This is a genomic window from Methylophilus glucosoxydans (assembly GCF_042676145.1).
In the GTDB taxonomy this organism is placed as follows: Bacteria; Pseudomonadota; Gammaproteobacteria; order Burkholderiales; family Methylophilaceae; genus Methylophilus; species Methylophilus glucosoxydans.
The window spans coordinates 351,374-365,086 of sequence record NZ_JBHTJW010000002.1 but is presented as its reverse complement, the minus strand read 5'-3'; the positions used below and the strand labels follow the sequence as shown (position 1 = coordinate 365,086).

The window sequence follows — 13,713 nt, the reverse complement described above, 5'->3', positions numbered from 1 at the left end:
TTTTCCAGGAAATTGATTGGCCTTTCCCCAATGGCGAACGCAGGCAGTATAAGGTATTGGAAGTGAGCTTTAGCCTTTGAGGAGCATCGATCAAAAAGTGGTACAAACATTGGCGCGTGCTGCTGAAAAATGGATAGGGTTCGGTTAAGAATGCATCACTCGCCTAGTGGTCATTAGCCAAAATAAATCCCGCCGAAGCAGGTTTTATTTAATTCATTGATATCTTAGCTCTTCTGGCGACGGGCTCGAATACCCAGCAAGCCTAAACCGGCCAACAACATTCCGTAAGTGTCCGCCTCTGGCACCGGGGTGATTGAAAAAAACAGGTTATCTGCATAACCATCATTGGCAGAGCCTTGCAGACGATTCATTTCAAGCAAAAACTCGATCTTTGTTGTACCTACCGGAGTGACCCCTGATATTTCTTTAAAAATAAGGCCGGTGAGATTATTTCGCTCTGCAGGCGTCGCCTCACCTAGCACTGCATACCCAATAGTGGATGAAAATTCATCCAAAAATTTGATCGTCAGCTGTGAATAGTCAGTTTGAGAGCTAAAGCCACCAAAGTAGCCTGAAGCATAAAATGCAGCACCACCCGCATTATCCAGCACGTCAGTCACTTGGTATGCAGCAGAGTAACTATCATTCGTGCCGCCGGTAAAGTAATTCAACCCACGATCAACCGGGCCTGGATCAATTGCCGATGGGTAGCCCCCACCTGCATTCCATTTAATGACGGTAAAACCACCTGTCACGCCAGTCCAATCAGGGACGGGGACTACTTCTGAATTACCCCCTAAACCGGCCTCAGCATCTCCGTTTTTAATCAGGTTGACGGTGGCATGCGCGCTGCTCATAAACGCGAGTGTTGATAAGACTGTGACCAAGCCCTTTATAACCATGAGTCTCTCCTCAGTAATTTGGATTCATTTTGTGCATCTGGCCTGATAGTTTAGTTGGATGCAAACACATGTCCACCCCGCATACAGGGGGGATTCATTAGCAGTCTCTGCGGCTTCGGTGGTCAGCGGAAAAGCTAAAATTTAGGGGGGAAGTCTTGCAAAACGACATCTAAGAAAACATATGTAGCTGAAGTTTTGTACCTAATATATCCCAGCCTAAGGAGTAACCCGGTTTCCACGCCGCGTTGCTTCTTCTAAGCGTGGCGTTGTAGTCTTGATTGGCGATGGTAAATTGTTTGGCTTCGTCCCAGAGCATCTAAATAGAGATGGGCAAAAACATTATTCTTTTGTTGGGTTGGCGGCAGGGCAATATACAAAATGTTGGGTTGCAAGACTTGACCCCTATCTTTTCTCACTCTTGCTTTTGAATTCTCTTCGATTCTGCTTTTGGCTTGCGATGTTTAAGTTGCTGATGCACCATAGTGCCCAGCAGTTTTAGGTCAGTTTAGTACCAGATTACATGCAAAATAAATTAGAAGGAATGTGTAATGGAAAATAAAAAATCAAGAAACTCCATAAAATCAAACTTGGTAAGTCAGTTAGGGCCAAGGGAGTAATAAATGCAATTTGTGTCTAATGGTCCAGACATTCCGGATGCATTGCTTCAAGCGCATGAAGAAGGTCGCGTAGTATTTTTCTGTGGTGCGGGAATATCCTACCCAGCGGGGCTTCCTGGGTTCGGCGGTCTTGTTGAAAGTATTTATGAAAAGGTTGGCACAGTTTTCACCGACATCGAAAAGCAAGCCTTCAAAAACTATCAATATGACGCTACATTAAATATACTCGAAGACCGATTGCCCGGTCAGCGGACAGGGTTGCAAATGCGCAAAGCATTAGCTGATGTATTAAAGCCAAAACTACGTAAGAAAGGGGCAACGGAAACTCACAAAGCTTTACTGCAACTGGCTAGAAACCGTGATGGAAAATTGCGACTGGTGACGACCAACTTTGATCGCGTTTTCGAACACTTAGCCAAACATGAAGCTTTACCAGTTATGCCATACGTGGCACCTCTGCTCCCTATACCAAAAAATAGCCGCTGGGATGGACTGATCTATTTGCATGGTCTACTTTCTAAAAAAGCAGATGACAACGCACTTAATCGCTTGGTTGTAACTAGTGGTGACTTCGGACTTGCCTACCTCACCGAGCGCTGGGCGGCACGCTTTGTCAGCGAACTGTTCCGAAACTACGTGGTTTGCTTCGTTGGGTATAGCATCAATGACCCTGTGATGAGGTACATGATGGATGCACTTGCTGCAGACCGTATGCTGGGTGAGGTAACACCTCAGGCTTGGGCTCTTGGAGATGTTAAGCCTGGAGAAGAAATCACCAAGACGATTGAGTGGAAGGCAAAAGGAGTTACTCCCATTCTCTACGAGGTCCCTGCCGGAGATAAAGCACACTCAGCATTGCACGGGACTCTGATAGCTTGGGCGGAAACCTATCGAGATGGAGTTAACGGAAAATCGGCGATAGTCACACGACACGCTCTTACTCGGCCTTCAGCAAGCACAAAGCAGGATAATTTCGTTGGCCGCATGCTTTGGGCATTAACAGACAAGTCTGGCACTCCTGCCGAGAAATTTGCCGACTTCAACCCTGTTCCTTCACTAGACTGGTTAGAGGCCTTTACAGATAATCGATTTCGACATGCTGATCTACCTCGCTTCAATGTACAGCCATCCATTGAAGAGGATACCAAGCTTACTTTTAATCTAGTCGCACGACCGACGCCATATCATCTCGCACCTAGGATGTCACTTGTTTCAGGGAGGCTGAATTTAGGCTGGGATGATGTAATGCATCATATTGCTCGATGGTTAACAAGGCATCTGAACGATCCAACCCTTGTACTCTGGTTTAGCAATCGGGGAGGACAACTTGCCGAACAATGTAAATGGCTGCTAGAACGCAAATTAGACGAAATTTATGGACTTGAACGTGATGGAAAAACAACAGAGCTGGATGCAATTAAGGCTGATGCACCGAATGCAATACCTAGCCCACTCATGCGCAAAGTTTGGCGTTTACTTCTTGCTGGCAGGGTAAAAACGCATAGTACAGACATAGACTTTTACACATGGCTACAAAGATTGAAGCGTGATGGTTTTAGTGCAAGCTTACGTCTTGAATTAAGAGATATTCTTTCTCCTCAAATCCTTTTTAGTAAACCTATGTCTTGGGGAGAAGAAACTAGCTCATTGGAAACTCCGACTCGTATTAGACAGTTGGTTGGTTGGGAGCTTGTGTTAGCAGCAGATAATGTGCACTCGACACTGCATGACCTGTCCTCTGATGCATTAAGTGAGGCATTGCCCAAGTTGTTTGACGATTTACAAATTTTACTGGTGGATGCATTAGATTTACTTGGAGAGCTAGAAGAGGCCGATGAAGAGTCGGATCGCTCTTTCTGGGATATGCCCTCAATATCGGATCATTGGCAAAACAGAGGCTTCCGTGACTGGGTTGCATTGATTGAATTACTTCGTGATGCTTGGCTTGAGACAAAGAAAATTGACCCCCTGTATGCAACAAAACTCGCTCACTCCTGGTTCACAAAAGGGTATCCAACGTTCAAACGTCTAGCTTTCTTTGCAGCAAGCTATGACAACATCATAGAACCTGACGTTTGGGTCAACTGGCTGAATGAAGATGAAGCTTGGTGGCTATGGTCAATTGAAACTCAGCGAGAGGTACTTGCGCTACTTCGTCTACAAGGCCCTAACCTAACTAATAGCGCTAAAGTTCGTTTGGAAAAAGCCATTTTAGAAGGTGCTCCCAGAAATAAATACCGAGAAGATATTACTTCGGAAGAATGGCGTGCTTTGAACGATCGCTCCATTTGGCTTAGATTGGCAAAGCTTCGAGCCGTTGGAGTAACTCTTAGCTCTAAAGCTGCATCGAGACTGGATAAGCTATCTAAACAATATCCACTATGGAAACTTGCAATCGATGAGAAAGATGAGTTCTCACATTGGATGTCAGGTAGTGGTGATCCCGACTACAAACGAGACATTGTTGTTGATCAAGCGCCAACCAAAGCAGATGACTTGGTGATTTGGCTCAAGAAGGCCAAAGTAGATAACCCATTTCCCCATGAGGATACTTGGCGACATGTTTGCCGCAAGCATATGTTTAACAGCCTATGCGCATTACAACAGTTAGCAAATGAGAATATTTGGCTAGATCATCGCTGGCGCGAGGCTCTTCAGGCCTGGAGTGAAACTAGCAGTACAAAGAGAAAGTGGATATACGTAGCTAAAATAGTAGAAGCAATGTCAGATAGCGTTTTACTTACGCTAATCAACCCTGTTAGTTGGTGGCTGAAAGAGATATCAAATACGAACACTTCCGAATTTCTTAAATTGATTCAGCTATGTAGACGAATAATGGAGCTACCCATCGACCCTAATACGGGCATCCAGCTGAATGGGCAACCAATAAATCAGCCTGTAGCTGAGGCAATCAATCATTCAATCGGTCATATTACTCAGGCCTTATTCAACCAATGGTTCCAAAGTGAACCGAACGATAACGACGGATTGCCTGATGATCTGAAAGCTATATTTACCAGTCTCAGTAATACACAAATCGAACGATACCGACATGGCCGTGTAATTCTCAGCGCTAACCTCATATCCCTATTTCGCATTGATCGGGATTGGACAGAGCACTATCTTTTACCACTATTTGACTGGGAAAATAGCAAGCTTGAGGCTCGGTCAGCATGGGAGGGATTTCTTTGGTCTCCACGACTTTATCTGCCATTACTTACGGCCTTCAAATCTGCTTTTCTCAATACAGCAGACCATTACGATGAACTCAGCAAACATGGCCGCCAGTTTGCAGCATTCATGACCTATGCTGCCCTTGAACCCCTCGATGGTTACAGAATTACAGATTACCAAGATGCATTTAGAGTACTTCCTATCGAAGGATTGCGTGAGGCCGCGAGAGCTTTGTCACAGGCCATGGAGGGTGCTGGAGAGCAACGAGAAGAGTATTGGAAGAACCGAGTATGGCCGCTTTGGCAGGCAATATGGCCAAAATCACGTGATCTTATCTCTCCAGGAATAGCATCACACCTAGCGCAGATGGTAATCGCTACAGGCAATCAGTTTCCAGTAGCGCTGGATGCAATTGAGCCTTGGCTTACTCCGATTGAGCATCCAAGCCACCTTGTGAGTCTGCTTAAGAAGTCTGGTCATTGTCTCAAGTTTGGAGAAGCATCATTGAAACTTCTCTCTGCCATTATGCCGAATCAACTATGGCTCCGGGATGAGTTAACTAATTGTTTGGCGGAGATTTTAAGCTGCTCTCCTGAGCTTATAAACGACCCGAGAAACCAACGGCTTCAAGAACTCGCCCATCAAAAAACGAGGTAGTCTCTCTGGATACAAACTAATATTGGTTTAGAGATTTAGATGGCAGTCTCCTGAGCAATAACTACAGCTGAGTTTGACCTCTCTGCAATCAACAGACACGTTACTAGCCCAACAAATGTGCCTACCTCCATAAGGAGCTACTAATCAACACTTAGTATCAAATACTTAGTACCTGCTCAAACATCAGATATCGCAACAAAATGATGCCATTAATTGCAGTTCCATCTAGGCATCTTACACATAAGTTGCAACTGATTTATTTAATAGTCTTGAAAACGATTTTATCCTCTAAATATCAATGGGTATACTATCCTGAAGACAAAACGACTCGGCTTGCACCGACTTCATAAATGTATTCTAGTCATGAGCACGCAGAGCAAGAAGTATTAAAAATTTCAACGAAGCATTTAACAAGTAACTCATCTAATTTAAATTTTAGGGGATCAATTATGGCAAGGTATCAAGTTGAAGCTGTGGCTTATGATAAGGATGGTCGCAGGCTAAATGGTAATACTCACTCGATTGATGCAGACAGTGCATCAGAGGCTGAAAGAATTGCTGCAAGCAGACAGAAATCCCAAGTCGGAACCGCAAAGGTCGAAACAAAGATTCTTCACAAATCAGACAAATAGCTAAACACGATGGGTTTAATTTCGGAGGTGTCAATGAGCCGTGTAGAGGAAATGCGAGCACAAATTTCACTCGGAAAGCTACTCGGGAAATGAAGCCCACGCATCATTAAACCCGGCCACGTTTGTAAATTTCTTCGTTGCTCTCGTGATGAAGTTGGTATTGATAATTGGGCCTCCTAATGCTTCCTGATTTTGTTCTACCTCAATAGTCCTGCACTACTGCTGAAAATTTGTAACCCTTTGCGGCTGTTGGCAGTGTTCAAGTATCGCATTGAGAAAATTATCACTGTTCGAATCTGGGAATAGATCTTGAGTTGATAGTCGCTCTGCCTTGGGTAATTCAAAGTCAATATGAATGGCCGCAACCAAATAAAGTCCCGCAAGATTGAGTGCATAAGGACCTGATCGACAGATCACACAAGACTGCCGCCTGGGTCGAAGTGGTTCAAGTTCATGCAGAACACGGTCATGTGCATATTCCGCCATTTCTGCCTTGTTCTCTCCAAATACATACAGAATAGATTTAGACTCATTATTCCCTACGTATCTGTATTCTGATGAGTACTCGCCAGGGGTAAATTTGTGACTCGAAAAAAATAATGCCACTGCAAGATCGCTGCTTAAATCTAAATATGGGGAATCCAGACCATAGTGTTGCAGAAGCGTGTTCAGAATGTCTGCCAAGTTGTAATTCATCCCCATTGAGAGATCGAGTCGAACTTTCCCAAACAAACTCAACAATGGATCATCTGAGTCTTCCATGTCTTGAGCGGAATACATCCACTCACCTCGATCAAGTTGCGCTTTGACACGCAAATCTATCTCACTCATGTCGAATTGCGAATATATTATCTTTGACCATTCCAATAGGCTTAATCCATGAAAGTCATGAAAAGCATTTGGCTTTCGTCTTATAAGGTTTCGCCAAAGGGATGGGAGAAAAGATGCCTCCCCAAGACCATCGATTAGCATAGCAGGGTTTTTTATAAGGCGAGTTGTCTGATAATGCATTGTTTGCCCACGGAATAATAATCGCCTTTTTAACTTGGTCTCCAATTGTGAAATTTGCGCCTCTAGGTCGCTAAGCGACGTTGCAATGCTGACCTGAGCTGATCGCTGATGCAACAACGTTTCTTTGTCTTTTGCTGCACGATACCAGTCTAGAAATTGGTTTTTGTGTATGCGAGTAACGCCATCCGAACTCATGAGAGCGCCGCCATAATATCTATCAATAATTGTGTCGCCATGAATGTTGACGAATCCTGATGCTATCAATGCTTCAACTTCCATAGTAGGAATGTTCAACTCGGCATATATCTTTCGCGTAGCCTTGAGGTTTGGTTTAATAAATCCGTCTGGCCAATCAAATTCATCGTTGTAGTATTCCCAGTAACCGCGATCTGGACGCATGTCAGTCCCCTTGATCAATATAAATATAGGTTTCTGAACTAATGGGATGCCAATCAGGTAAGATTGAGCGCAGTTGACCATCATCTTCAAGGAAATGATGCGCCGCATTTGGAAACATTTCTACAGGAAGAGGATGTAATGCATGCGGATTATGATAAATATCTAAACCTTCTATCCAGCTTTCGCGATAGCCTGGGGAATGCACTTCTGAAGTAAAAGACTTTGGAACTGATGCATTAGGATTGGTATCAGGAATCCATCCTTTCCGAATCATTCGTACACGTTTAGATCCGAAACCCGCAACCATCCCCATTCGATTAAATTTAGAGATAGTCGCGCTAGTGTTACCAAAAATCGCGCTAATATTTTCTGCACCTTCAAATCGGAAAAAACCAGACTCAATACTTTTAGCCCCCCATTGATGAGAATCAATTTTACGGGGTTTAATGATCAGAGTCCCATCTTGTGCATGTTCCCAATCATGAATATATCCATATAAATATATTGGAAGGGAAGTTCTACTATGTGTCATAGACATAGGAGCATGGAAGTCTTGTATGGCAAGTGCTAATGGGCGACCTTTAACGTTTTCTCTTTCCCAGTATCGCTTATTAAGCTTGGCTGTTAGGGGGCCTGCAAATTTAATAGGGAAATACTGACGGATAATTTCAAGCATATCATTATCATTATTTGCTTCTGGTGGCGGGACAATTAGTCCAGATCTATCACGTGTGGGATTCACAGTTGTGGCTTCGATGCAAAGCTCACCAAAAAGCCCTTTAGCATTAAAGTCGGGAATGGCAGAGTCTTTATCTACGCTATATCCAGTTTCAACAAGCATTGCAAAAAGATATAACTCCCACATCCTGGCATCGAAACCATTACTTTGGAACTGCTCAATAAAATTACCATCGACATCTTCATACCATCTCATCATCGGGATAATTAGCTCTTTGGCTGGCGAATAACCTTCAGAAGAATTAAGTAATGAAAAGTGAGGGTGTAGCTTCTCTAAAGTGACTACAGGATTGAAGAAATCAACAGGTTTACCCTTTTCATCACCTTGCTCTCTTTGATTGTCGAGATTTAATAATGCACTTTCGAGCACAGGGCCCGTAGCAGTCAATGCTTCCTCAGGAACCTCAAAAAATGCTGTCATGTTGATCCATCTATATCGAAGCTTAAGATCACGCGCAAGCAGCATGGCAGAAAATTCCTGATCAATAAGGTCCTTAATAACAACAATGAGCACATCCTCATTCCTAGCTTGGAACCATTGGACCTCTTCCGAGTAAAGAGAGGTTTCGGGTCGTCGACAAAAGCCAGCAAGAGCTTCAAATCGAACTTTGGTAATCTTTTCCATCGCCACTTATCAAAAAATTAATTAGAAATTAAAGACTAAAATATAAACTTTGATCATCTATATTTTTATATCAAATAATGACTGCAGACGTTGAGGTTAATCTAAAACGCTTCAAATCAATATTCATCCGTTTGAAAGCGTCATTAATATCACTGGCGATTGCTTTACCTTCAGGTAGTACGATTATTCTTTTACAATCAGGATTTTTCCCGTGAACCATCAATTGTCCAATAGCTGCATAAATGTGCTGCCTGGCCGTGCTCATTTTCACTTCGTAAACCTCTATTAAGTTTTGGTCTATCGCGACGCCTAAATCGATTAAGATATTTTTAGTGATACGAGCGTCTTTTGGTAACTTTGAATTTTCTTTTCGCCAAGTATTCAAAGCATCAACCACATCAGCATGACGAGTGATGTACTCAAATTCAGCCGATCTCAATCCCTTTCTTAAGCCTCTGGATTCGGCATAGTAGCTTTCTAAGGCATAAAGTCTTTGCTTAAACTCATTAGTGTCCATTTCACCATTACGAACGGCTTTCTTGAATGCCACAATAAGATCAACATACCGTATTGCAGCCTCAAGCGCAGCTTCACCTTTAATAGGCATTACCAGCAAACCTTCTCGGCATTTCCCCTTAGAATCCCAAGCTTCAATTGGACGTTGATTACTCCAGGCAATGAATGCAGACTTGCCAACACCGCGTTTCCCCCCACCAACCCTACCAGAATGAAAAAGGTATATTTCTCCGGTTATATTATGCCGCGCAAAGAAACCCGCCACTCGGTCATCTCGCCCTTCATGAGGCACATTTATCTCGACAGTAATATTCAAACCAGGGGTGGTTTTATATTTCCCAAGCCAATTCAAACGCCTAGATTTTTTAACTTTCTTGTTATAAAAGTCATTTGAATAAAACCAATATTTTTCGTCTGTGCGGACGTCTCCGCGAGTCGTACCTCCTGGATAACCAATATTTCTTGTTACCTCTCGCTCTAATCCAAAGTTGAAGGTAGCCTCAAGATATTTTTGGGCTTGTTCAATTTCGCTTTTTGACTCGATCAAAGAAAACATAGCACTCCTCTACAACCATGACAAAAATGCCATATGGTTTGGTTTAGTTTCTGAATCGCCACTAACTTTGAAAAGCAGTTCAATCAATCGGCTGAACAGTGTCTACAAAGTTAGTGGCGATTCAAATTTCACTTTCAATAGAGTCTTTTATAAACTGAAATTGCTGTCTTAATAAATGATTTTTTTCTTTATTCGAACTGATATTACATACAGTGCAAATCATTTTTGCAGACAAAAGGCTAAGTAAAGCTGCCGCACTACCTGACCCTGGAGCAGCTCGCCCCGCACCAAAGTCATTCAAAAGCTGATTTGCTGGACGCGATAACAAAATACCTTCATTAGATATAAGCTCCGCTTGTTTCAAATGGTCTCCCCAATGAATAGTTTTTTAGCCTGCATCTTATGAAGACAAAAGTTGCATCTTATGAGGACAAACTTGCAACTTATGCTGCCCCTCACAACAAAAAAGGAGCTTAAGCTCCTTTTTTGTTAACCGCACTTACTATCACCACAATTCAAGCAAGTCATACATCCATCCATCAGAATGCTTGCTTTGGTATTACACTTTTTACAAAGCTGTGCACCTTTTGGGAAACCTTCATCGTTTGACTCTTCACCTGACTTGGCGTGTTTTTCCAGGTATTCCGCTTTTTTCTCTTCTACCAGTTTTTGCTGGTGTTCGTCTAAACCTGGCTTTTTCAGCATACCGATTTCTTGCAGGTGTTTTTCTACCACTTCACCAATTTCGGCCACCAGGCTGGGCACAAACTTGCCGCCTTTTTTGAAGTAGCCGCCGCTAGGCTCAAACACGCTTTTCAGTTCTTCAACCAAAAAGGTGACATCGCCACCTTTGCGGAACACGGCGGACATGACGCGGGTCAGCGCGACGATCCACTGGAAGTGCTCCATGTTTTTAGAGTTGATGAAAATCTCAAACGGGCGGCGGTGCTCTTGGGGCGTGCCTTCGTTCATGATGACGTCGTTGATGGTGATGTAGAGCGCGTGCTCGGTCACCGGGGTTTTGATCTTGTAGGTGTTACCCACAAGCATATCTGGGCGGCTTAATGGTTCGCCCATTTGGATAACATTCGTGACAGGCGCTGCTGCGGCCTCGGCTGCTTTTTTGTCTTCATCGGTCACCAGTTTGTAGGCGGTGATTTTTTTGTCGATCTTAATTGCCATGTTGTTCTCCCTATTGGAGTAATCAGTTCTTTATAAATTCAATCATTAAAAATAGTGCAATTTAGACAGAGTCAAACGAAGCGAGTGAAGTTAAGACTAGGCGCGTTTGGATTTTTAACCGGAGTGTACAAGTAGTACATGAGGATTAAAAATTCAAACGCAACAACGTATTAACGAACGCAGTCGTTTGAAATGGCTAAATTTAGAATTTGCCGTAATATCCTTCTTTAAACGCATCAAACAGGTTAGCCGCTGTGTGAATCTCACCGTCGTACTCAATCTCTTCATTACCTTTGGCTTCAATCTCGGTGCCATCTTCCAGCGTGAACTTGTACGTGGTGCTCTCTAAATCTTTCTCGGTCACCAGCACGCCCTGGAATGCTTCAGGGTTGAAACGGAAGGTAGTACAACCTTTGAGGCCCTTGTCATACGCGTAGAGGTAGATGTCTTTGAAATCCTCGAAGTCGTAATCGGTGGGCACGTTAATGGTCTTGGAGATGGAGCTATCAATCCATTTTTGCGCCGCGGCCTGAATATCGACATGGGCTTTGGCCATGATGGTGGATGAATCGAGGAAGTAATCCGGCAATTGTTCTTCTGGCTTGTCGCTGAACGGCATGGCGTTCGGGTTCACCAGTTCGCGGTAAGCCAGCAGCTCGTAGCTGAATACGTCCACTTTCTCTTTAGACTTTTTGCCTTCACGGATCACGTTACGTGCATAGTGGTGGGCAAAGCTCGGCTCGATACCGTTGCTGGCGTTGTTGGCCAATGACAGTGAAATCGTACCCGTTGGTGCGATAGAGCTGTGGTGTGTAAAACGTACACCTTTGGTGGCGATCTGGTTACGCAGGCCTTCTGGGAACTGCTGCATGTAGCGGCTGTATTTACCCAGCAATACTTTACCTGCCAGTTTTTGGCCGACCTTGATGCCATCGGCCGCCATTTCAGGGCGCACGCGCAGCATATCGGCAGTGACTTCAAACTTCTCGTCCATGATCGGGGCGGGGCCTTTTTCTTCAGCCAGTTGCACGCCGATTTCCCAGCCCACTTCAGCCATGATGCGGGTGACTTCTTCTGTGAACTTCACTGAGTCTTCTTCACCGTATTTCATTTTGAGCATGGTCAGTGTGGAGCCCAGGCCCAGGTAGCCCATGCCGTGGCGGCGTTTACGGGCGATTTCCTGGCGTTGCTGCTCGAGTGGCAAACCGTTGATTTCGACCACGTTGTCGAGCATGCGGGTGAACACGGCCACCACTTCGCGGTATTCGTCCCAGTCAAAATGCGCGTTGTCAGTGAATGGTTCGCGTACAAACTTGGTCAGGTTGACTGAGCCCAGCAGGCAGGCGCCATAAGGCGGCAGTGGTTGCTCACCACAGGGGTTGGTCGCGCGGATGTTTTCGCAGAACCAGTTGTTGTTCATCTCGTTGACGCGGTCGATCAAAATAAAGCCAGGCTCGGCAAAGTCGTAGGTGGAAGACATGATCACATCCCACAGACGGCGTGCCTTGATGGTTTTGTAGATGCGGCAAGCCACTTTACCGGCCTCTGGGCCTTCGGTTTTAGTCAGGTATTTGTTTTTGATTGGCCAGTCGCGCCACACCACTTGTGACTCGTCGTTGACGTTGAGGCCGTCAATAATGGCTTCTTTTTCAGTCACCGGGAACGCCAACCGCCATTCGGCATCGGCTTTCACGGCTTCCATAAACTCTTTGGTGATGAGGCAGCTCAGGTTGAACTGGCGCAAACGGCCGTTTTCACGCTTGGCCTTGATAAAGTCAGTCACGTCTGGATGCGAAATATCAAAGGTCGCCATTTGCGCGCCACGGCGGCCACCGGCGCTGGACACGGTGAAACACATTTTGTCGTAGATATCCATAAAGCTTAACGGGCCAGAGGTGTAAGCACCCGCGCCAGCCACAAACGCGCCTTTTGGACGCAGGGTGGAGAACTCGTAACCGATACCGCAACCAGCTTTGAGCGTCAGGCCGGCTTCGTGAACTTTGCCTAAAATATCGTCCATGCTGTCAGCAATCACCCCAGACACGGTGCAGTTGATGGTAGAGGTGGCTGGTTTGTGTTCTAACGCGCCCGCATTAGAAGTAATGCGGCCTGCCGGAATCGCACCACGACGCAACGCCCACAAAAACTTTTCGTGCCATTCATTTTTCTTTTCTTCGGTGGTCTCGACGTCTGCCAGCGCGCGCGCAACGCGGCGATAAGAATCGTCCATGTCCTGATCCACATGTTCGCCCGACTTGGTTTTGAGACGGTATTTCTTGTCCCAAATATCGAGTGAGACGGGCTGCACTGGAATCTCCACGGCAACGCCTTCTGACTGGACTTTCTTTTGTTCAACAGCTTTTAACATCGAGTTCTCCCACACCTTGGTGATTCTTATTGGTTTGACAAACAGGGTTATTACAACAAACATCCGCCACAAGCTTGGCAACGGCTGGGGCGGGATGCGTTTTGGAACGGGGCCAGGGTATGACAAGCTTTGTTGTGTATTTATGCCGCTTGCCCGGCCTGCACATCGACATGGGTGCGGGCCCTGACCAAACACAATATCTTGTGTTGCTGGCGATAATTTATGCCTATAGCTAGTTGCCGTCAACCGATTTTTTGCGCTTTTTTTGATGCTTTTTTGCGTGCAACATCTTGCATTTTTTTAAGCGTGATAGAAACAGGCGCTACGGCATAGGTG

Annotated in this window: 9 protein-coding genes; 2 read left to right on the top strand and 7 right to left on the bottom strand. The window is 44.9% G+C overall.

Features of this window, described 5'->3' with window-relative positions:
• Window positions 1–224: 224 nt before the first annotated feature.
• Window positions 225–902 carry a PEP-CTERM sorting domain-containing protein gene (locus ACFQ1T_RS04195; protein WP_379074170.1) on the bottom strand — a complete coding sequence of 226 codons (678 nt, stop codon included), beginning with the start codon at window positions 900–902 and terminating at the stop codon, window positions 225–227.
• Between the two features lie 620 nt (window positions 903–1,522).
• Here ACFQ1T_RS04195 and dsr1 point away from each other — a divergent pair.
• Complete coding sequence (gene dsr1 / locus ACFQ1T_RS04190; protein ID WP_379074167.1) at window positions 1,523–5,350, top strand: anti-phage defense-associated sirtuin Dsr1; 3,828 nt, start codon at window positions 1,523–1,525, stop codon at window positions 5,348–5,350.
• 350 nt (window positions 5,351–5,700) lie between these two features.
• On the top strand, window positions 5,701–5,982 hold the full coding sequence (locus ACFQ1T_RS04185) for a hypothetical protein (RefSeq protein WP_379074164.1): 282 nt from the start codon (window positions 5,701–5,703) through the stop codon (window positions 5,980–5,982).
• Between the two features lie 216 nt (window positions 5,983–6,198).
• Here the strand turns inward: ACFQ1T_RS04185 and ACFQ1T_RS04180 are convergent, their stop codons facing one another.
• The 6 genes from ACFQ1T_RS04180 to ACFQ1T_RS04155 all read right to left on the bottom strand — a co-directional run bounded on the left by ACFQ1T_RS04180 (window position 6,199) and on the right by ACFQ1T_RS04155 (window position 13,377).
• Window positions 6,199–7,392, bottom strand: coding sequence for an FRG domain-containing protein (locus ACFQ1T_RS04180; protein ID WP_379074162.1), 1,194 nt, complete (start codon window positions 7,390–7,392; stop codon window positions 6,199–6,201).
• A gap of 1 nt (window position 7,393) precedes the next feature.
• Window positions 7,394–8,755 carry a hypothetical protein gene (locus ACFQ1T_RS04175; protein ID WP_379074159.1) on the bottom strand — a complete coding sequence of 454 codons (1,362 nt, stop codon included), beginning with the start codon at window positions 8,753–8,755 and terminating at the stop codon, window positions 7,394–7,396.
• Window positions 8,756–8,825: 70 nt separating this feature from the next.
• Entirely contained in the window at window positions 8,826–9,827 is a 1,002-nt protein-coding gene (locus tag ACFQ1T_RS04170; RefSeq protein ID WP_379074156.1) for a hypothetical protein, read from the bottom strand.
• 121 nt (window positions 9,828–9,948) lie between these two features.
• Complete coding sequence (locus ACFQ1T_RS04165; RefSeq protein ID WP_379074153.1) at window positions 9,949–10,191, bottom strand: cyclodeaminase/cyclohydrolase family protein; 243 nt, start codon at window positions 10,189–10,191, stop codon at window positions 9,949–9,951.
• 125 nt (window positions 10,192–10,316) lie between these two features.
• Window positions 10,317–11,009: a TSCPD domain-containing protein gene (locus ACFQ1T_RS04160; protein WP_018986866.1), complete on the bottom strand. Its 693-nt coding sequence runs from the start codon at window positions 11,007–11,009 to the stop codon at window positions 10,317–10,319.
• A 202-nt stretch (window positions 11,010–11,211) separates the two neighbouring features.
• Window positions 11,212–13,377 carry an adenosylcobalamin-dependent ribonucleoside-diphosphate reductase gene (locus tag ACFQ1T_RS04155; protein WP_379074150.1) on the bottom strand — a complete coding sequence of 722 codons (2,166 nt, stop codon included), beginning with the start codon at window positions 13,375–13,377 and terminating at the stop codon, window positions 11,212–11,214.
• Between the last annotated feature and the right edge of the window lie 336 nt (window positions 13,378–13,713).